Source organism: Pantoea sp. EKM10T (assembly GCF_011800685.1).
GTDB classification, from domain to species: domain Bacteria; phylum Pseudomonadota; class Gammaproteobacteria; order Enterobacterales; family Enterobacteriaceae; genus Pantoea; species Pantoea agglomerans.
In genome coordinates this window covers 84478-104716 of sequence record NZ_JAALEU010000007.1, presented here as the reverse complement: position 1 = coordinate 104716, position 20239 = coordinate 84478, and the positions used below count along the sequence as shown (strand labels likewise).

General features: G+C 56.4%; 22 protein-coding genes. 10 read left to right on the top strand and 12 right to left on the bottom strand.

Going from position 1 to position 20239, the window contains the following annotated elements:
* Positions 1-134: 134 nt before the first annotated feature.
* From HFD95_RS14595 to HFD95_RS14580, 4 genes are all read left to right on the top strand, one after another.
* Positions 135-1004: a helix-turn-helix domain-containing protein gene (locus tag HFD95_RS14595; RefSeq protein WP_010248922.1), complete on the top strand. Its 870-nt coding sequence runs from the start codon at positions 135-137 to the stop codon at positions 1002-1004.
* Between the two features lie 218 nt (positions 1005-1222).
* The gene (locus HFD95_RS14590; RefSeq protein WP_010671084.1) at positions 1223-1417 is read left to right on the top strand and encodes a hypothetical protein; all 195 of its coding nucleotides are present in this window, start codon (positions 1223-1225) and stop codon (positions 1415-1417) included.
* 331 nt (positions 1418-1748) lie between these two features.
* A complete protein-coding gene (locus HFD95_RS14585) occupies positions 1749-2531 on the top strand; it encodes a siderophore-interacting protein (protein ID WP_045139633.1) in 783 nt (260 codons plus the stop codon).
* A gap of 72 nt (positions 2532-2603) precedes the next feature.
* On the top strand, positions 2604-3143 hold the full coding sequence (locus HFD95_RS14580; protein ID WP_010248915.1) for a PadR family transcriptional regulator: 540 nt from the start codon (positions 2604-2606) through the stop codon (positions 3141-3143).
* An 8-nt stretch (positions 3144-3151) separates the two neighbouring features.
* On the opposite strand, the gene HFD95_RS14575 is transcribed toward HFD95_RS14580, so the two are convergent.
* Complete coding sequence (locus HFD95_RS14575) at positions 3152-3448, bottom strand: SelT/SelW/SelH family protein (RefSeq protein WP_010248912.1); 297 nt, start codon at positions 3446-3448, stop codon at positions 3152-3154.
* A gap of 573 nt (positions 3449-4021) precedes the next feature.
* Between HFD95_RS14575 and HFD95_RS14570 the strand changes: the two genes are divergently transcribed.
* Complete coding sequence (locus HFD95_RS14570; protein WP_010671076.1) at positions 4022-4519, top strand: CinA family protein; 498 nt, start codon at positions 4022-4024, stop codon at positions 4517-4519.
* Positions 4520-4546: 27 nt separating this feature from the next.
* Here HFD95_RS14570 and HFD95_RS14565 read toward each other — a convergent pair whose 3' ends face one another.
* Positions 4547-5530, bottom strand: coding sequence for an MDR family oxidoreductase (locus HFD95_RS14565; RefSeq protein WP_167430406.1), 984 nt, complete (start codon positions 5528-5530; stop codon positions 4547-4549).
* Between the two features lie 565 nt (positions 5531-6095).
* Here HFD95_RS14565 and HFD95_RS14560 point away from each other — a divergent pair.
* Positions 6096-8249 (top strand): ornithine decarboxylase, encoded by a 2154-nt coding sequence (locus HFD95_RS14560; protein ID WP_060681035.1) that lies wholly within the window; start codon positions 6096-6098, stop codon positions 8247-8249.
* A 1353-nt stretch (positions 8250-9602) separates the two neighbouring features.
* On the opposite strand, the gene mltC is transcribed toward HFD95_RS14560, so the two are convergent.
* Genes mltC through mutY form a run of 3 tightly spaced genes read right to left on the bottom strand, consistent with a single transcriptional unit; the run spans position 9603 to position 12094 of the window.
* On the bottom strand, positions 9603-10682 hold the full coding sequence (mltC, locus tag HFD95_RS14555; protein WP_033758737.1) for a membrane-bound lytic murein transglycosylase MltC: 1080 nt from the start codon (positions 10680-10682) through the stop codon (positions 9603-9605).
* A 54-nt stretch (positions 10683-10736) separates the two neighbouring features.
* Positions 10737-11009 (bottom strand): oxidative damage protection protein, encoded by a 273-nt coding sequence (locus tag HFD95_RS14550; RefSeq protein WP_003853409.1) that lies wholly within the window; start codon positions 11007-11009, stop codon positions 10737-10739.
* Positions 11009-12094, bottom strand: a complete 1086-nt coding sequence (mutY, locus tag HFD95_RS14545) for an A/G-specific adenine glycosylase (protein ID WP_167430405.1) — start codon at positions 12092-12094, stop codon at positions 11009-11011. Before mutY ends, HFD95_RS14550 begins: the two co-directional genes overlap by 1 nt.
* A gap of 154 nt (positions 12095-12248) precedes the next feature.
* Between mutY and trmB the strand changes: the two genes are divergently transcribed.
* The 3 genes from trmB (at position 12249) to HFD95_RS14530 (ending at position 14076) form a co-directional block, all read left to right on the top strand.
* Positions 12249-12968, top strand: a complete 720-nt coding sequence (gene trmB / locus HFD95_RS14540; protein WP_010248887.1) for a tRNA (guanosine(46)-N7)-methyltransferase TrmB — start codon at positions 12249-12251, stop codon at positions 12966-12968.
* Positions 12968-13294, top strand: coding sequence for a YggL family protein (locus tag HFD95_RS14535; protein ID WP_003853403.1), 327 nt, complete (start codon positions 12968-12970; stop codon positions 13292-13294). Before trmB ends, HFD95_RS14535 begins: the two co-directional genes overlap by 1 nt.
* Before the next feature lie 65 nt (positions 13295-13359).
* A complete protein-coding gene (locus HFD95_RS14530) occupies positions 13360-14076 on the top strand; it encodes a DUF2884 domain-containing protein (RefSeq protein ID WP_010671073.1) in 717 nt (238 codons plus the stop codon).
* Between the two features lie 36 nt (positions 14077-14112).
* On the opposite strand, the gene hemW is transcribed toward HFD95_RS14530, so the two are convergent.
* Genes hemW through HFD95_RS14510 form a run of 4 tightly spaced genes read right to left on the bottom strand, consistent with a single transcriptional unit; the run spans position 14113 to position 17134 of the window.
* On the bottom strand, positions 14113-15252 hold the full coding sequence (gene hemW / locus HFD95_RS14525) for a radical SAM family heme chaperone HemW (RefSeq protein WP_167430404.1): 1140 nt from the start codon (positions 15250-15252) through the stop codon (positions 14113-14115).
* Positions 15245-15838, bottom strand: a complete 594-nt coding sequence (locus HFD95_RS14520) for an XTP/dITP diphosphatase (protein WP_122889638.1) — start codon at positions 15836-15838, stop codon at positions 15245-15247. Before HFD95_RS14520 ends, hemW begins: the two co-directional genes overlap by 8 nt.
* A gap of 21 nt (positions 15839-15859) precedes the next feature.
* Entirely contained in the window at positions 15860-16414 is a 555-nt protein-coding gene (locus HFD95_RS14515) for a YggT family protein (protein ID WP_010248879.1), read from the bottom strand.
* Between the two features lie 12 nt (positions 16415-16426).
* Positions 16427-17134: a YggS family pyridoxal phosphate-dependent enzyme gene (locus tag HFD95_RS14510; protein WP_167430403.1), complete on the bottom strand. Its 708-nt coding sequence runs from the start codon at positions 17132-17134 to the stop codon at positions 16427-16429.
* Positions 17135-17148: 14 nt separating this feature from the next.
* Here HFD95_RS14510 and HFD95_RS14505 point away from each other — a divergent pair, with 14 nt between their 5' ends.
* Positions 17149-18144: a type IV pilus twitching motility protein PilT gene (locus tag HFD95_RS14505; RefSeq protein WP_033780717.1), complete on the top strand. Its 996-nt coding sequence runs from the start codon at positions 17149-17151 to the stop codon at positions 18142-18144.
* Positions 18145-18149: 5 nt separating this feature from the next.
* On the opposite strand, the gene ruvX is transcribed toward HFD95_RS14505, so the two are convergent.
* The 3 genes from ruvX to gshB all read right to left on the bottom strand — a co-directional run bounded on the left by ruvX (position 18150) and on the right by gshB (position 20164).
* On the bottom strand, positions 18150-18569 hold the full coding sequence (gene ruvX / locus HFD95_RS14500) for a Holliday junction resolvase RuvX (protein WP_003853387.1): 420 nt from the start codon (positions 18567-18569) through the stop codon (positions 18150-18152).
* Positions 18569-19132: a YqgE/AlgH family protein gene (locus HFD95_RS14495; protein ID WP_010248870.1), complete on the bottom strand. Its 564-nt coding sequence runs from the start codon at positions 19130-19132 to the stop codon at positions 18569-18571. Before HFD95_RS14495 ends, ruvX begins: the two co-directional genes overlap by 1 nt.
* Before the next feature lie 87 nt (positions 19133-19219).
* Positions 19220-20164, bottom strand: coding sequence for a glutathione synthase (gene gshB / locus HFD95_RS14490; RefSeq protein WP_010248868.1), 945 nt, complete (start codon positions 20162-20164; stop codon positions 19220-19222).
* Positions 20165-20239: the final 75 nt, after the last annotated feature.

Genomic DNA, 20239 nt, shown 5'->3' with positions numbered 1-20239 from the left:
GTAACCTAAGCAATTAATGCGGAAACGCCCTGAACGGGCGCGCAATGCTTACCCTTTCCTTACACCGATTTGCGATTTTTGTTATCCTTTTGTAACTGAAATCCCAGTCCTAACCCGCGTCGTAAATCGCCATCATGCTCAGTCAGGCCATTAAAAAACAGCACATCAACGATCTGGTCGAGTGGATTGAAGCCAATCTCACCGACGATCTTAATATCGATCAGATTACCCTCAAATCAGGTTATTCCAAATGGCACATGCAGCGCATGTTTAAGGAGATGACCGGACAGACCCTGGCGGCTTACACCCGTAAACGGCGTCTGACGATGGCCGCTATGGCGCTGCGTCTGACCCGCATGACGCTGATCGATATCGCCGTACGTTTTGGTTTTGATAACCAGCAAAATTTTACCCGGGTATTCAAAGGTCACTTTTCGCTGACGCCTGGCGCGTTTCGCCGTATTCCCCATTTGCCGGTTAAAAACTTCCATGGCCGCATTCTGGTGCGATCGCTGGCAGAGCGTGCAACGCTGGTGGAGCGTGAGGAAGAGCTGCATCTGTGCGGAGAAACGCTGGAGTGGGAGTGTAAGTTTGGCGATTACATTGCCGATCGCGATCACCGGGTGGCTGAACAGGCGCGGCAACTGGTGGCGCTGGCGGGCGGCCGCGTGTCGCAGGGCTGGTTAGGCTTTCAGTATGGCCCCGGCCATAGCTCTGCTGATCAGCAAAATATCAGCCTGTTTCAGGCGCTGGAGCCGCAACATGCCGGGCTGCTGGGTGACAACACCGCCAGCTGGAGCGAGGTTCGTGGACTCTATGCGTCGATCCGCTGGAGCGGCAGCCCGGAGCAGCTGACACGCTTTATCGAGGATATTTACTATCAGCATCTGCCAGCACTGGGTGTGTCACGTCGTCCGGGTAAAGATCTGCTGCGTCTCGATTTTGCGCACTGTAAGCCCGACTGGCTGAGCGGCGTTTTTTCTATTCCGGTGATGCAGGCGTAGCCAGCAGGGCAGAGTGTGTGGCTCCCGACCCCTTTAATGCATAATTCGTGCGGTAAACCGTGACAAACCGCACGATTTTATAAAATAACTCGCCGTTCTGGCGTAAAATCCTCTCCCGAAACCCTGCCATGCCTGAATCATCGTGCATCTGTGCCAGGGCTGGAATATTTACCTGCATTTCAGGCCTTTTCTGGTCAAAAAAACAAACGAAGACAACTATGCGACGCTTAATGATTTCACTGATCCTGGCATTGCCTGTCATGGCGATGGCACAACAGGCTGAACCTTTTTCACCTCCTGCCGGACTGCATCCGCACTCTCAGGCCACCCAGCATGAAATTCTGGGTGATGGTGAGCTGCCGGAACACACCAGCAGCAATCCTTCCCTCTCAGGATTCAACGACACACTGTAAGTGGTCACGCGCTGCCAGAATGTGCGGCGCAACATCATGCCCGGCTCGTCAGGAGCCGGACAGTTTCCGCCTTCTCTGCCTGCCCCCGTAAACACGCCGCACCTGCTGCTTACCTCTCTCTGAATGCTCTTATCAGGGCCGCTCTTCGTCTGCACTACGCACACCCGTACCGGCATAAAATATATCTTAAGCCGCTGGATCGCATTTTTCGTTCTTGTAGTGAAGATATATCATAGCTAATCTTGGCACTTCAGATGAGAATGATTGTTATTCCATTATTATCAGCATGCCCTTGAGTCACGGGCATCCATCCCGTTTCAGGAGAGAAATTTTGCCTGTATCAGCCGATCAGCGTGTACCACAGCGCGTCCGTAATGAATTGCGTTTCCGTCATATTCAGGTCGCGAGTAAAACTAACATTGCCGGTAAATTCTGGCGTATCCGGTTCAGCGGCAGCGATCTGGCGGGCTTTACGTCGCCAGGCTTTGATGACCACATTAAGGTTTTCTTCCCTTCCGCTGAAGGAGCCACACTGGCTCTGCCACAAATCACCGATGCGGGGATTGTCTGGCCGGAAGGGGTGCGTCCGCAGGCGCGTGATTACACACCGCTGGAATTCGATGGTGAATCTTCACTGACCCTCGATTTCTATATTCATGAGCAGGGCGTAGCCAGTGACTGGGCAACTCAGGCGCAGCCTGGCGATCGGTTGATTGTCGGCGGGCCACGCGGCTCGCTGGTGGTGCCGACCGATTACGCATTCCAGCTCTATGTCTGTGATGAAACCGGGCTGCCGGCTTTTGCGCGCCGTCAGCGTGACGCCCGGGCGCAGGCGCTGCATCTCTATGCCTTTACCGATGAAGCGACGGGCCGCGACTATTTATCTGATACGGCTGATGTGACGACAAACTGGCTCGGCAGCGGCCAGATGCAGAAAGCGCAGCTCAGCCAGCTGATTGCCCGGCTGGATCAGATCACTATCCCGACGGAAGATTACTTTGTCTGGCTGACCGGCGAAGGTGAGTTTGTTAAAGCGCTGTGTGACTACTTCACGGTGCAGCGCGGCCTCAACAGTGACTTCGTACGGGCGGTGGCCTACTGGCACCAGAAGTAAGTCGCTAAGGCAATTGAGTTTTGCCAGGCGGCGCACTACCATCAATCCCACTTTTTCGCAGCAGGGCAGGCCATGAAACAGCATCCGACTTCCACTTCATCTGACGATCAAACTGCGCGCGCAGGCAGTTGCAGCGGACGGCGCAAGCGACGTGAAAAGATGCTGGAAGCGAGTGAGATTCGCCTGCTGATGCTCCATTTCCTGGCGCAGAATGCCGCGCACGGCTATGAGCTGATCAAGTCTGTTGAGGAGCTGTCAAAGGGAGAGTATTCGCCCAGTCCGGGGATCATTTACCCCAACCTGACGCTGCTGGAAGAGATGGAGGCGATTCAGGTGGTGGATGCGCAGGCAACGCGTAAAGCCTACCGCCTGACGGCAGCGGGAGAGGCGCATCTGGCAGAGAATCGTGAAACGGTCAGCAGCCTGATTACACGGCTCTCTACGCTGGCGATTCTGGTCAATAACCGCAGCATTCCTGCTGTTGAGCAGGCGATTCATGGGCTGAAGGTCGCGCTGAACCGGCGGCTTGCGCAGGAAGATATCTCAGAAGCCGCGCTGCAGACGCTGATTAAGGCGCTGCACGACGCGGCAGAAAAAATCACCCTCAGCTAATCGCGGAGTTAGCTGACTTCAGTTTTGTGTTTGTCGATGTGGCCCAGCGTACGATCCGGGAAGCAGATGTCCCGCACACGCTGTTTCAGCGTGGTCGCATCCGGGAAGCCACCATCCCGCTTACGTTCCCACAGCAGATGCTCATCCAGCGTAATCTCAAAGATACCGCCGGTGCCCGGTTTCAGCGTCACCTCCGCCAGATCCTCAGCGAACGTATGCAGAAGTTCCTGTGCCATCCACGCTGACCGCATCAGCCAGTTGCATTGCATACAGTAGTGAATAACAACCACAGGTTTTTGCGCCATAACTCTATTCCTTTACGTGTTGATAAATGCCAATGCATTCGGGTTAACAATTTGTGCGCTGTGGTTATTTATGAATTCATAAATCTATTTAAAAAAATGCTTAATTGCGTCTGACCAGGTGCGATCTTTACTTCATCCACATGCTGTTCTGCTTTTTTACGGCTTTTATGCAGAGCCGTTTTTGTGATGCCAGCAAGCAAGTGAGCGAATACTAACAATTAATCAGGCAATTCGCGCCTATGTCACCACGTTTTCGGAGATTGACGCAACCGCGTCAGTTTTAGCAGATGTTGCTCGCCACCCTGTTTCAGGCCGCCTGTGCATCTGTCGCAGAGAGGCCATCCGGCGGGGTGACCCGCGCTGACAACTGAAACCACAGTACCGAACAAAGATTCAAAAAATGCTGACGCACAGCTCCCATCCTCTATTGCTGAGGGATAGAGGCGACGAGTAAAGTGACCGTTATTCTGCGGGTAAATCCGACCGTTTCGCTTTAAAAACATCGCCTTGCGCGGTTTTATTCGCTGATTTTGCGCTATACCTGGAGTTCCGGACAGATTCAAGGAGACCATAATGGCAAAATCATTAGATCAGACCGCTGAGCAACTGGGTAATATTTTACTCTCTTCCGGACTTCATCTGGCGACCGCCGAATCCTGTACCGCCGGGCTGATCAGCATGACGCTGGCCGCGGTGGAAAACAGCGGAGACTTTTATACCAGCGGCTTTGTGACCTACAGCGAAAATGCCAAAATCCGTCTGCTGGGGGTGCGCCCTGACACGCTGAAACAGCACACGGCGGTGAGCGAACAGACGGCGCGGGAGATGGTGCAGGGCGCCTGCGCCCGCTCCGGCGAACCGGTGGGATTATCCATTACCGGCTATGCCGGACCGGATGGCGGCGAAGATGGTACACCGGCGGGCACCATCTGGTTTGGCTGGGTATTGCCCGACGGCAGAGACGAAGCGGAGTGCCATCAGTTCAGCGGCGATCCGAAATCGGTGATGGAGCAGGGCACGCAGTTCGCGCTGGAAGGACTTATAAAACGGCTGCAGCGAGCCGATCGTTAAAGGCGCGAAACGCGCCTTTAAACAGGCTTAGCGGCAGTCGACAATCAGACGACCCTGCACTTTACCATCCAGCAATGCCTGCGCACCTTCTCTGGCTTCACTTAGCGGGATCACCCGGCTCAGCTTACTGAGCCGTTCGCTATCCATCAGCTCACCGAGTCGTTGCCACGCCTGCTGACGAAGCGGCTTCGGACACATCACGCTATCAACACCGGCCAGCGTAACGCCACGCAAAATAAAGGGTGCGACGCTGGCTGGCAGGTCGAGTCCCTGCGCCATACCACAGGCGGCAACCGCGCCGTCCCGCTGGGTGGCGGCCAGCACATTCGCCAGGGTGTGACTGCCGACGCTGTCTATCGCGGCGGCCCAGCGCTCTTTTGCCAGTGGCTTGCCGGGCCGGGAGAGTTCTTCTCGATCAATGACCGATGCCGCGCCCAGCGTTTCGATCAGATAGGCATGGTCGCTGGTGCGCCCGCTGGAAGCGATCACCTGATAACCCAGACGCGCCAGCAGGCTGACGCTATAGCTGCCGACGCCGCCACTGGCACCGGTTACCAGTACCGGCCCCTGTTCAGGTGTGATGCCCTGTTTTTCCAGCGCCATCACGCAGAGCATTGCGGTCAGTCCCGCCGTACCGATTGCCATGGTTTGCAGCGGACTCAGCGTGGCGGGCGGGCGCACCAGCCAGTCGCCGCTGACGCTGGCTTTCTGTGCCAGGCCGCCCCACTGTTTTTCGCCCACGCCCCAGCCCGTCAGCAGCGCCACATCATCCTCTTTCCAGTCGGGATGGCGGCTGGCCGTCACCCTGCCAACAAAATCGATACCTGGCACCATCGGGAAGTGGCGCACAATCGGGCCTTTGTTACAGATAGCCAGGGCATCTTTGTAGTTCAGGGATGAGTAGCTGACGTCGAGCGTGACATCGTGGTCAGGCAGTTGAGATTCGGGGAGATCTTTCAGCAGGGAACGGTAACCTTGTTCGTCATTTTCAATGACCAGTGCCTTGAACATGCAGCCTCCGGCAGAGTGGGAAAGAGAAGATCAGTTTACGCCTGGCAGATGCAATGCGGTAGGGCAATGGTCGCGTCTGCGGGCAATGAAGACGACACGAGCGGAAAAACAGGCTGACAGCGGCAGTGAGTTAAGTGCATAAATCTGCATATAATTCAGATAATTAGTCGTATTGTGAATTTTTTATGATAAATAGACTATAAAAATCATGTTGTTACATGCGAAGAGGGTGACTGAATAATTACCTCGTTCGGGTTGTCCATGCCTGAAAAAGATGACATTATGACCGCCACTTTTTGACCCTGCTTCTTTGCCACAGAGGACGTCGCCATGTCCGGTTCACCGCGCATCCGCCCGGATTACCGTTCGCTTTTTCCGGCGCTCACCGGGTTTTCCTCTTTTCCGATATCTCCGTTATTCACCATGCGGTGAGGCCAGCCAGGCAGCGGCTATGGATCTGCTCTCCACGGGCTGCGTAACGCCTTCTGACTGTTAAGTATTCGCCGGGGCACTGTCCCCATAATTGTGCCTCTGGCACTTCCTCCCTGACGTTAGGGATTCTGTTATGACTCCACTGAAAATTGCTGCCAGCGCCGCTGTGGCGCCCAGTCTGACCCTGAACACTGCGCGAGACGTGGTGACGCTGGATAACACCGACTTCACCGATGTGGCGGCGGTTGTCGTCTCGCTGGCGGATACCCGTAGCGGCGTGCTGGCGCTGCTGCGTCATACCGGCTTTAATTTGCCGGTATTTGTCGCTAACGCGTTTGAAGAAGAGGTGATGCACCTGCCCGGCGTCAGCGGTGAGCTGAATGGCGATCCGCAGGAGTGGATCGCGCTGGAAGCGGCTGCGCAGGCGTATGAAGCGGCGCTGCTGCCCCCTTTCTTCGAAACGCTGACCCGCTATGTCGATATGCAGAACAGCACCTTTGCCTGTCCCGGACATCAGGGCGGTGCGTTCTTTAAAAAGCATCCGGCGGGCAAACAGTTTTATGACTTCTACGGCGAGAATGTTTTCCGCTCTGATATGTGCAATGCCGATGTCAAACTGGGCGATCTGCTGATCCACGAAGGCTCGGCTAAAGATGCGCAGAAGTATGCGGCAAAGGTGTTCAACGCCGATAAAACCTACTTTGTGCTCAACGGTACCTCAAGTGCCAACAAAGTGGTGACCAATGCGCTGCTGACGCGTGGCGATCTGGTGCTGTTCGACCGCAACAATCACAAGTCGAACCATCATGGTGCGCTGATTCAGGCGGGCGCGACCCCGGTTTATCTTGAAGCGACGCGCAATCCTTTCGGCTTTATTGGCGGCATTGACGCGCACTGTTTTGATGAGGCTTATCTGCGCGAGCAGATCGCGGCCGTGGCTCCGCAGCGCGCGGCTGAAGAGCGGCCTTTCCGTCTGGCGATCATCCAGCTGGGCACCTACGACGGCACGGTCTACAACGCGCGCCAGGTCGTGGATCGCATCGGCCATCTGTGTGATTACATCCTGTTTGATTCCGCGTGGCTGGGCTATGAGCAGTTCATTCCACTGATGGAAGGCTGTTCGCCGCTGACCCTGCAACTGAATGAGAACGATCCCGGCATTTTTGTCACGCAGTCAGTGCATAAGCAGCTGGCAGGTTTTTCGCAGACTTCGCAGATCCATAAAAAAGATAATCATATTCGCGGACAGCGCCGCTTCTGCCCGCATAAGCGACTGAATAACGCCTTTATGCTGCACGCATCAACCAGTCCGTTTTATCCGCTGTTTGCCGCGCTGGATATCAACGCCAGAATGCATCAGGGCGAAGCGGGGCGTCGCATGTGGGATGAGTGCGTCACGCTGGGTATTGAGGCGCGTAAATCGATCCTGGATCGCTGTGAGATGATCCTGCCGTTTGTGCCGGAGACGGTGGATGGCCAGCGCTGGCAGGATGCGCCCACTGAGACGATCGCCCGCGATCTGCGCTACTTCAGCTTTGAACCGCAGGCGAAGTGGCACGGTTTCGCGGGCTATGCGCGCGATCAGTATCGGGTGGATCCCTGCAAGCTGCTGCTGACCACGCCGGGGATTGATGCGGCCAGCGGTGAGTATAGTGATTTCGGGATTCCGGCGACCATTCTGGCGAACTATCTGCGCGAAAACGGCATTGTGCCGGAGAAGTGCGATCTCAACTCAATCCTGTTCCTGTTGACCCCGGCAGAGAGTCCGGAGAAGATGGCCAATCTGGTGGCGATGCTGGCGCAGTTCGAGCAGCACGTCAAAGAGGATGCGCCTCTGGCCGAAGTGCTGCCGACCATTTACCGCAAAAATGCCGAACGCTATGCCGGGTATACCCTGCGTCGCCTCTGTCAGGAGATGCACGACCTTTACGTCAGTCACAACGTCAAGGATCTGCAGCGCCTGATGTTCCGCGCCGCGGAGTTCCCGCCGGTCAGGGTGAATCCGCAGGATGCGCATCAGGCTTATATTCGCGGCGAAGTGGAGCTGGTGCCGATAGCCGAAGCGCAAGGCCGGGTTGCCGCGGAAGGTGCACTGCCTTATCCACCGGGTGTGCTGTGCGTCGTCCCGGGGGAAGTCTGGGGCGGCGCGGTGCAGCGTTACTTCCTGGCGCTGGAAGAGGGGCTTAATCTGCTGCCTGGCTTCTCGCCAGAGCTGCAGGGCGTTTACACCGAAGAGGATGACCAGGGACGGAAGTATCTGGTGGCCAATATGATAGTGGGGCGCTGATCTGAGCGTAGGCAGAGGCGGGTAGCGGCCCGCCTGCCTTTTTGTTCGCTGCGCGAACGGGGCTGAGAAGGTTTCGCCTGGCGGCGGTGTACGCTTTGCAGCGAGCTGGCACTTAATGGGTTTTCGCCCGGCAGGCCCTGTTCGCTGCGCGAACGGGCTATGAGAGATTTTCGTTCGCTTAGCAGCGTGCTAACACTGAGCGGGTTCCGCCCGCCAGGCGATGGGGAGTTTCAGGTTGCCTGAGCAGGCGGACGCGTCAAGGGGCGGACGCCCGCCCCTTAACAATCCCGGCGTCCGGCTGCCTCCGCGCCCCGCTGTGCGGGGTGCCTTCGTCACGCCCTGCGGCCGACGGACCGTCCGGACTCGCCATCCCTGGCTCGTGCCGTCCTTTCGCCGACGTCCTGTCGGCTCATCCTGGCCTGCGGTTGTTCCTCAGCGCTTCGGACGCCTCTGGGAAACCCCCGCCTGTGATTTCTTTATGTTTTCTTTGGTGCACAGTTGCCTGGTGGTCTGAAAGCCAGTCTCAATTCCTGAAGTTCACCGCAACAATCTTAGTTACCTGAAAACGAGATAACAGCGGGTAGGGTTGAATGCCATTCTGTGTGCTGAGCCGAAAGTCAGAGGCAATCCCAAAAAAATACAGCGATAAAGTACCCGACATAACAAGATGAGATAACAGCGGGTGGGTTGAATAACATTCGGTCTGCTGAGCCAAAAGTCAGAGGCAATCCCAAAAAAACTACAGCGAAAAAGCACTCAACATAAAAGCAGAAATAACAGCGGGCGAGTTGAATGCCATTCTGTTTGCTGAGCCGAAAGTCAGAGGCAATCCCAAACTCACAGCGACAGCGAACCCAATATAAGAAGAAAAGATAACAGCGAGGGGGTGGGGAGGCCGTCAGAGCCGCTGAGCGGATGAGGGATTTCAGGACGAGCGACAGGGATGTCGCGAAGAGGCGGGTTCGCGCCATGGATGGCGCGTCCCGCCGTTCCGTGAGAAATCCTGAAGAGGCGAAGGAACCGCGAAGCGGCGGTGAAGCAGGCCGGAGCCCGGGGTCAAGGGGGCGCGGCGACTGGCGCCCCCTTGTCGGTCGCCTGCAGAGGCGAATCTGAAACTGCCCGGCTAATCAGGCGAACGAAACCTTCTCATAGCCCGTTCGCGCAGCGAACACTCCCAGCTTCAGGCGCTTCACTCCTGATCGCCTGGCGGGCGGAACCCGCTCAGTGCATACCCGCTGCTAAGCGAACGAAACCTTCTCATAGCCTGTTCGCGCAGCGAACAATCCCAGCTTCAGGCGCTGCACCTAAGCCCGTTCGCGCAGCGAACACTCCCCCGCTTTAGCGCTGAGCCCATCAGAATCCCCGATAACTCTTCTGCGCGGTACTCACCTTATAAAGATAACGACGCGATTCCGCCGACGGATGCTGGTTCGCCAGTGTCTGGTAAACCTTGCTCGGTGACATGCCGTTAATCATCGAAAACGCCCGGTCTTTATCGCTGGAGAAGACGCGCAGCACGCTGCCTGCGCCGCCGTTATAGGCGGTGATCACCGCATAACGACGTGACACCGGATCCTGAATGCCGCCCAGATAGCTACGCTGCAACAGCGACAGATAAGCGGTACCCGCATCAATATTGTTCTCTGGATCCAGCAGGTAGCTGCGGCTCGGCTTGCCCCATTTACCCTTCATGCGGAACACGTCAACACCGGCAGTATGCTGCACCACCTGCATCAGACCCAGCGCATCAGAATGGCTCACGGCGTAGGGGTTAAAGCTCGACTCGGTCTGCATAATCGCCAGAATCAACGAGGCATCGACACCATACTGATCGGCGGCTTTACGCACCATCGGCAGGTATTTGTGCGCACGCTTATCCAGGTGGTTCGGCACCATCGGAATCGAAATGGTGTAAATCACATGCAGACCCGAGGTGCGGCGCTGCAATTTATTCTGAATCAGATAGTCAGCAAAGGCTTCCGCGCGACCCTGCCAGCGAATCGGCTGACCGGTATTATCCAGCACCTGCCCATACAGCAGCGGCTCTTTACTGATTTCAATATCGTTGGCGTCAGAGTAGAGATCGACATTACCCGGATCTTCGCCAATCAACAGGGTGGTCACGATTGCCTGACGCAGGCTGGCCATAGGATCGGTGCCAGAAATCGTCTCGATGGTCAGCTTACCGCTTTCAAAGTTAATGTGGCTGCGGGTGTAATAGTTGTCGCTATATTTGACGTAATCTTTGGGTCCGGCGATCAGGACCTCATTGATACCCCAGATATTCTCAATATTATGAGCAAACTGCCCCATCAGAATATCAAAGGCGTTGGTATCTTTTACCCACTCCTCGTGGGACTGCTGTTTCTTTGACCCGGAACAGGAAACCAAAAGTGGTGCTATCACCAGCAGGGCGATTAATTTTTTATTCATTGAGAATGCAAGCCTGACCTGGATAACCGGCCTCAGCGATGAGGCCCGGAATGTTTACGCTTCTGGCGGTGTATAGCCTTCGATATGAACGTCTTTACCTTCAAACAGGAAATTGATCATCTCCTTCTCCAGCACTTTACGATCTTCGGGATTCATCATGTTGAGCTTCTTCTCGTTGATCAACATGGTCTGTTTCGCCATCCACTTCTGCCAGGCTTCTTTAGAAATGTCGTTGTAAATGCGCTTACCCAGATCGCCCGGGTAGAGCTGAAAATCCTGTCCTTCCGCGTCGCGCTGTAAAAAAGTACAAAAAATAGTGCGGCTCATTATTCTTCCTCATTAATCTCACAACTGTTCAAAGCCAGTTGTCGGGGATGGCGCAGCTCGTGTAACAGGCGCTCAACGGGTGCGGCTAATCCCACAGATGGTGGCAGCGCTAAGTTATACCAGAGACCGCCTGCTTCATCCATCGCCGCCCCGACAGAAGGCCACGTCAGCCACATTGGCACGATATCGAGATGGAAATGGCTGAAGGTGTGACGGAACGCAGTAAGCTGCTGCGGTTTTGCATGGATGCCGCGGGCCGCCAGCCAGTCGGTCAGTGCCGCTTCCGTAGTGAACTGCGGGAAGCAGAACAGGCCGCCCCACAAGCCCACAGGCGGGCGCTGCTCCAGCCAGACATCATTACCATCCTGCATCATCAGGAACCAGCCGCTGCGCTCTGGTAGCACCTGCTTAGGCTTCTTACCGGGATAGCTCGCCCAGCTGCTGCTGGCATACGCCTCACAACCGCTGTTCAGCGGGCAGATTTCGCACTTCGGCTTTGATCGGGTACAGACGATAGCACCCAGATCCATCATCGCCTGATTAAACTGGCTGACGCCCTCGGCGGGTGTGACCTCTTCGCTGATCTGCCAGAGCCGCTTTTCGACCTCTTTCTTACCCGGCCAGCCGCTGACAGCATAGCAACGGGCCAGCACGCGCTTGACGTTGCCATCCAGAATCGGGAAATGCTGCCCCAGTGACAGCGACAGGATCGCGCCCGCCGTGGAGCGGCCTACGCCGGGCAGGGCAGAGACATCATCGAAATTACGCGGGAACTCGCCCTGATGAACCTCGACAATCTGCTTTGCGGCTTTATGCAGATTACGCGCACGGGCGTAGTAGCCGAGGCCGGTCCAGAGATGTAACACCTCATCCAGCGGAGCCGCAGCCAGATCGGTGACCGTGGGGAAGCGCGCCATAAAGCGTTCAAAATAGGGAATAACCGTGGCAACCTGGGTTTGCTGTAGCATCACTTCGGAGAGCCACACCTTGTAAGGCGTTTTCTCCAGCTGCCACGGCAGGGTTTTGCGACCAAAGCGCTGATACCAGTCCAGCACCTGTTGCGCGAACTGCGGCGCTTGCATCATAAGAAGGAAATTTTCCGTGTTTACTCTACACTCAGGCAGGAATTCCAGCACATGCGCACCTGGGTGTAAACCGGAAGATTGCAAAGGCTTGCTTCTGCTTATGAACTTTGCATAATGCCCGTTTCCCGGAACAGGCTAACCAGCAGGCTTTTACATGATTAATGACGTCATCACCCCAGAATTTGATGAGAACGGGCGGCCATTACGCCGGATCCGCAGCTTTGTGCGCCGCCAGGGCCGCTTAACCAAAGGCCAGCAGCAGGCGCTGGACACCCTGTGGCCGGTCATGGGGGTGGAATATCAGCCGGAGCCTGTCGATCTGCCCGCGCTGTTTGGCCGCGAAGCCCCGGTGACGCTGGAAATTGGCTTTGGCATGGGCGCTTCGCTGGTAACGATGGCGCAGAACACGCCGCACCAGAACTTCCTGGGTATTGAAGTGCATGCGCCGGGCGTGGGTGCCTGTCTGGCCGCCGCCAAAGAAGCCGATGTGCAGAACCTTCGGGTGATGTGCCATGACGCGGTGGAAGTGCTGGAGAAGATGATTCCGGATAACTCGCTGCGCATGGTTCAGCTTTTCTTCCCCGATCCGTGGCATAAAGCGCGTCACAATAAACGCCGTATCGTCCAGGTGCCTTTCGCTGAGCTGGTGATGCGTAAACTGAAGCTGGGCGGCGTTTTCCACATGGCGACCGACTGGGAAGCCTACGCGGAGCATATGCTGGAAGTGATGAACAGCATCGATGGTTACCGCAACCAGTCAGAACAACAGAATTATGTGCCGCGTCCTGAGACGCGTCCACTGACCAAGTTTGAGCAGCGCGGGCAGCGTTTAGGCCACGGCGTATGGGATTTAATGTTTGAGAGGGTGAAATAATGGCCACACAACGCAGCCGCCGTTTACGTAAAAAACTGCACATTGATGAGTTTCAGGAACTGGGCTTCTCGGTTGCCTGGCGCTTCCCGGAAGGCACCAGCGAAAGCGAAATTGATGAGACGCTGAACCAGTTCATCAATGAAGCGATCGACCCTAACGGCCTGGCCTTCGATGGCAGCGGTTACCTGGTGTGGGAAGGTCTGGTTTGCCTGCAGAAAACCGGCAAATGCACCGATGAGCATCGTGCTCTGGTTCGTAAATGGCTGGAAGATCGCAAGCTGCAGGACGTTCAGATGACTGAACTCTTTGACGTCTGGTGGGACTAAGTCGTCACACAGTGTCGGGCTGAGGCCCGATCAAAGGGTTTCAGACCCGATCTTAGGGAGTAGATATGATGCGTAAAGCGCTTCTTGCTGTGCTGCTGGTGGCAGCAACCCAGGCTCAGGCAGCCTATGAATGCAGCGTTAAGCCGCAGGACGATGTGGTGATTAAGCCGCAGAGCGTGCAGGTGGTCGGTGCCAACGGCAATATGGAAATCTCGCCGCAGGGCGACGTGCAGTTCAATGGACAGAAGGTCACGCTCGATACGGCCGGACGCCAGAAAGCGATCGACTATCAGAACGCGCTGCGTCGCGATTTGCCGTGGATCGACAGCGGGGCGACATCACGTCTGGAGAAAGGGCGTTCGGCACTGGATCAGGTCATCGTTGAAAAACTGGGCACCGACAGCAACGTGCGTAATCGCCTGACCACGCTGAATGGTCAGCTGAAACAGCAGATGAACCGCATCATTGAACACCGTGAAGATGGGCTGACGTTCCACCATCAGGCGATTGATCAGGTTCGCGCCGAAGGTGAAAGGCTGGTGCAGTCGACACTGGGCGGCGTGATGCAGGATAGCCTGAACGAGATGGGCAGTAAGCAGGGCAGCGGCGGCAGTAATCCGCTGCAGGCGATTATGGGTAATCTGGGCGGGTTGCAGCAGTCGATTCAGGCTGAGTGGAGCAAGCAGGAGCAGGATTTCCAGAACTTCGGTCACGAGGTGTGTAATCGCGTTATTTCGCTGGAAGATCAGCGTAAACAGCTTACCGGCGCACTGAAAAAATAGGTCAACGCCTCAGCCTGTCGGGCTGAGGCGCTTTTGTTACTCTTCTGCTAAGAACAGCTCCAGCAGCGAATTCAGGAACAGCTTCCCTTTCTCCGTAATCTGCCACTGCTCCGCGGTTTCAGTCACGTAACCCGCGGCAATCGCGGCATCCATCGGCGGACGGATGATCTGCTCTGATAAACCGGTATAGCGGCTGAACTCGTCACGCGGCGCGGCTTCCAGCAGGCGAAAGCGGTTCATGAAATATTCAAACGGCTTGTCGCTATCGGCAACGTCATACTGCTTTTCGCGGTAGTTCCCCTGCATAAATCCACGCGGATGACGGGTTTTCACCGTGCGGACTATGCGGCCATCCGGTTGCGTCAGCTTACCGTGTGCGCCACACCCAATCCCCAGATAGTCGCCAAAGCGCCAGTAGTTGAGGTTGTGCTCACAGCGATAACCCGGCTTCGCGTAGGCAGAGGTCTCATACTGCTGATAACCGGCAGCCTGCAGCAGCTGATCGCCCTGTTCGAAAATATCCCATAGCGCATCATCATCCGGCAGCACCGGCGGGCGTGAGCCAAACAGGGTGTTGGGTTCAATCGTGAGCTGATACCAGGAGAGATGCGGCGGATTAAGCGCAATCGCCTGACGTAAATCGTCGAGCGCCTCTTCAAGCGACTGATCGGGCAGGCCATGCATCAGGTCAAGGTTAAAACTGCGCAGCGACAGCGACTCGGCCAGTTCAGCGGCGCGGACCGCCTCTTCCGGGCCGTGAATGCGGCCAAGGCGCTGCAGCTTTTGCGGACTGAAACTCTGTACGCCAATCGAAATACGGTTGATACCAGCGCGCTGATAGGCGCTGAACCGGTCCGCTTCCACGGTGCCCGGATTGGCTTCCATGGTCACTTCCGCATCGGGCGAGAGCGTCAGACGCTCCCGCACACCATCCATCAGCATCTGCATCGCGCTGCTGCTCAGCAGGCTGGGCGTGCCGCCACCGATGAAGATCGTGCGCACTTCCCGACCATTGATCAGCGGTAAATCGATCTCCAGATCGCGCAACAGGTGCTGCACGTATTCAACGTGCGGCACCTCATCTTTCAGCGCGTGGGAATTAAAATCACAGTAGGGACATTTCTGTACGCACCACGGAATGTGGATATAGAGACTTAACGGCGGCAGATTAGGCATTACGCATCGCTTCCAGCAACAGCGTCAATGCTTTACCCCGGTGAGAAACTGCACCTTTTTCCGCTTTACTCAGTTCGGCCGCGGTTTTACCCAGTGCCGGGACAAAGAAAATCGGGTCGTAACCAAAACCACCGGCACCAGCGGTGGCGCGGGTGATCTCACCCTGCCAGCTGCCATGGAACACCAGCGGGGTCGGATCTTCCGCATGACGCAGATAGACCAGCACGCAGTGAAATTGTGCCTGGCGCTGACCGTCCGGCACGTTTTCCAGCGCCTGCAGCAGCTTCTCCAGGTTCTGTTGATCGCTGGCCTCTTCACCGGCGTAGCGCGCCGAGTAGATGCCGGGCGCGCCGCCCAGCGCATCTACGGCCAGGCCGGAATCATCGGCAATGGCCGGTAATCCGGTGATCTGTGCCGCGTGACGCGCCTTGAGAATCGCGTTCTCAATAAAGGTCAGGCCGGTCTCTTCCGCCGATTCAACCCCAAGGTCGGTCTGTGCGACGATATCCAGACCAAAGGCGGAGAGTAACTCCGCCAGTTCACGCACTTTGCCGGGATTGCCGGTTGCGAGGACAACTTTTTGCATAACAGTTCCAGTTTGATTCATTTACAGCAGATACCAGAGACCCGGGAACAGGTCCATGCCGAGAAAGTTCAGGGCATACAGCACCAGGATGACGATCATTGCTGAGAAATCGATGCCGCCCATCGCAGGCAGAATACGGCGAACAGGTGCCATCATCGGCTCGGTTAACTGCACCAGCAGATAGTCGACAGGACCCCGGCCCTGGCTGATCCAGCTCATCAGGGAGCGAATAATAATCACCCAGAAGACCAGATAGCCGGCGGATTTAACCAGCGACAGCAGGCCGACCAGCAGATTGGTTGGGTCGACCGAGAAAACGCCCACCTGAATCAGCAATAAAATCGGGTATTTCAGCGTGGTCAGCACAAATGCCAGCAGCAGCGAGGCGGTATCAATCGGTCCCAGTGCCGGCAGTATACGGCGCAGCGGCTTAACAATCGGCTGTGTCACTTTTACGACAAACTGCGCCACTGGATTGTAAAAATCGCAGCGGGACCACTGCATCCAGATGCGTAACAGCAGCACCATGACGTAGAGATCGATCAGCGTTTTTACTAAAAACGTCAGTGTTAACATGAAGTTCCTCTGTTATTGTTGTGAGTTGTGCGCATAATCTCGTGCGCCAAAAATGGCGGTGCCGATACGCACCATCGTACTGCCTGCGGCGATTGCCGCCTCCATGTCATCGCTCATTCCCAGCGAAAGCGTGTCTGCTAGCGGATAGTGCTGCTGCAGCTGCCGGAAGGCTTCCGCCATCTGCTGACACACCGCCAGCTGCCGCGCGTAATCACTCTCTGCTGCCGGAATCGCCATTAATCCGCGCAGCCGCAGTTGCGGCAGGGCAGCGATCTGCTCCGCCAGCCCGGAAACGGCCTCCAGCATGATGCCAGATTTGCTGTTCTCGTCACTGATATTTACCTGAATTAACACATTCAGTGGTGGCAGCGAAGCAGGCCGCTGATCGTTGAGCCGCTGCGCGATGCGCTGACGGTCAATGGTGTGACACCAGGCGAAATGTTCTGCCACCAGACGGCTTTTATTGGACTGCAGCGGGCCGATGAAGTGCCACTCCAGCTCAGGATGTGCGGCCAGTGCCTGGACCTTTTCAACCCCTTCCTGAACGTAATTTTCACCAAAGGCAATCTGGCCAGCGGCAAAGGCTTCTTCGACCGCGCTCTCAGGTTTGGTTTTACTGACTGCAAGCAGGGTAATTTCTTCTGGTGCGCGGCCGCAACTCGCGGCAGCAGCAGCGATTCGCTGCCGCACTTGCTGTAGGTTCTGCTGGATTGAGGTCATAGTCAGGAGAAATTATGAATCTGGATGAAATGGTGGGGCTTAGTGTAAAGCATAATGCCGCCGATCTGCACCTTTGCAGCGGACATTTGCCCTACTGGCGGCGTCAGGGAAGGCTGGAGGCGATGCCGCAGCAGTGCCCGCTTTCTGGTGCATGGATGGCGCAGTTTATGGCCCGCTGGCTAAGTGACCCGCAGCGTCAGGAGCTGGAGCGCGCAGGGCAGCTCGATTTCGCCCTGAGCCTGGCCGATGGTCAGCGTCTGCGCGCCAATCTCTTTATGCAGCGCAACGGCCTGTCACTGGCACTGCGCATCATCGCCACGGCATGCCCGACGCTTGCGAGCCTGCAACTGCCCGCCATTGTCCCGACGCTGCTGGAGCAGCAGGATGGGCTGATTCTGGTGACGGGTGCGACCGGCAGCGGTAAATCAACCACGCTGGCGGCGCTGGTCGATGCGCTGAACCGCCAGCAGGCGCGGCATATCATCACGCTGGAAGATCCGATTGAATTTATCCATCACAGCCAGCAGTCGCTGATACAGCAGCGGGAAATCGGCCTGCACTGCGGTTCGTTCTCGCTGGGGGTAAAGGCAGCACTGCGTGAAGATCCCGACGTTATACTGCTGGGCGAACTGCGCGACAGCGACACTATTCGTCAGGCACTGACAGCTGCGGAGACCGGCCATCTGGTGCTGGCGACGCTGCACACCCGTGGCGCAGCGCAGGCGGTGGATCGGCTGGTTGATGTCTTTCCGGCAGAGGAGAAACAGCTGGTGCGTACTCAGCTGGCGGGCAGCCTGAAAGCGGTAATTGCACAGCGGCTGGTGCCATCAGTTGCCGGTTCGCGCATCGGACTGTTTGAGGTACTGATCGCCACACCGGGCATCACCAATCTGATCAGAGAAGGCAAGATGCACCAGATCCCTGCGCTGTTACAAACCGGCGCACAGGCCGGTATGCAGACGTTTGAGCAGAGCAGGCTGGCGCGTCAGGCTGCCGGACTGATTGAGTGAGGATGTCAGTAATGGTTTTCGAACCAGTCCTGCAAAATGATGGCAGCAGACTGTGAGTCGACCGATCCTTTATTGAGCGCGCGATAGCCGCCGCGTTCAAACAGGCCAGCACGCGCTTCTACCGTGCTGAGTCGTTCATCCTGCAGCTCCACGCGGATGCCAAAGCGCCCGTGCAGGCGGTTGGCAAATTTACGTGCGCGATCGGTCAGCGGCTGCTCGGTGCCATCCATATTCAGCGGTAATCCCACCACCACGAAATCGGGCTGCCACTCTTTCAGCAGTTTTTCAATTACCAGCCAGTCCGGGATGCCATCCTGCGCTTTCAGGGCGGTCAGCGGACGGGCGCTGCCAGTGAGTTGCTGACCTACGGCGACACCAATACTTTTGGTGCCGAAGTCGAATCCTAACAGAGTTTGAGTTGACATCAGGCGTGTCCGGCGTCGCTGGCCATGTTGTGAATATCGACGCCAATACTGCGCGCCGCTTCGCGCCAGCGCTCTGAAATCGGCGTCTGGAACAGGATGTTGCTGTTAGCGGGCGTGGTCAGCCAGGCATTTTCCATCAGCTCATTCTCCAGCTGATCTTTTTCCCAGGCGCAGTAACCCAGCGCGACCAGCACGTTAGTGGGCTGAGACGCCGTACCGATCGACTCCAGCACGTCACGGGACGTGGTGATGATCGTGTTATCTGAAACACGAATACTGGAGGTAAAGGTGCGTTGCGCGGAGTGCAGGATAAAGCCACGATCTTCCGCCAGCGGACCGCCGGTAAAAACCGGTTTATCCAGCTTGATCGCCGGATCGCGATCGTCAGCAGAGATTTTAAGCTTCTTCAGAATGCCTTCAACCGTCAGGTTTTCCATGGGTTTATTGATGATCAGTCCCATTGCACCCTCTTCATTATGTTCGCAGAGATAGACTACGGAACGTTTGAAGAAAGGATCCTGCAATGAAGGCATGGCAATCAAAAAGTGATGTTGTAAATTCATTCTCACACGATGTACCAAAAAAATAACCGGCACGCGACGGCCGCACCGGTATTGGGTTGATCACGGAGCTTCGCCCCGGCGTCATGCTCAGCCCAGGCGCTTCTCAATGGCATCCATCAACATGCCGGTGATGGAGATCGGGAACGCAGCCTCAATTTCACGAATGCAGGTTGGGCTGGTCACGTTAACTTCAGTCAGTTTATCACCGATGATGTCCAGACCGACAAAAATCAGCCCTTTTGCTTTCAGCGTCGGACCAACACGGCGCGCGATTTCCCAGTCGCTTTCGCTCAGCGGACGCGCTTCACCGCGACCACCGGCGGCGAGGTTACCACGCGTTTCACCGCCCTGAGGGATACGCGCCAGGCAGTAAGGCACCGGCTCGCCATCGACGACCAGCACGCGTTTGTCACCCTCGGTGATCGCCGCAATATAATTCTGCGCCATGCAGAAACGGCTCTCATGCTCGGTCAGGGTTTCGGTAATCACGCCAAAGTTAGGATCATCTTTCTTCACGCGGAAAATCGACGCACCACCCATGCCATCCAGCGGCTTCATGATGATGTCGCCATGCTCCTGCCAGAAAGCGCGCAGTTGCGCTTTGCTGCGGGTCACCAGAGTGTCAGGCGTAAACTCGGCAAACCAGGCGGTGTAGAGCTTTTCGTTACAGTCACGCAGGCTCTGCGGTTTGTTCACGATCAGCGTACCCAGCTCTTCAGCGCGCTCCAGAATGTAGGTCGCATAGATGAACTCGGTATCGAATGGCGGATCTTTGCGCATCAGCACCACATTCAGGTCAGCCAGCGGGATCACCTGCTCGCTGCCGAACTGATACCAGTTCTCAGGGTTCTGCTCGACGGTCAGCAGGCGGGTGCGGGCCGAGGCCACGCCACCGCGCAGTGAGAGATCGTGCATCTCCATGTAGTGAATTTCATAACCACGGCGCTGTGCTTCCAGCAGCATAGCGAAGCTGGAGTCTTTTTTAATATTGATGGACGAAATAGGGTCCATCACGATGCCAAGTTTAATCATTATTATCTCCTCGGTGAGGCGGCATTTACCGCCTCGTCTGGTTCGGTCTGCAGTGGGCCGATCGGTCAGGACATC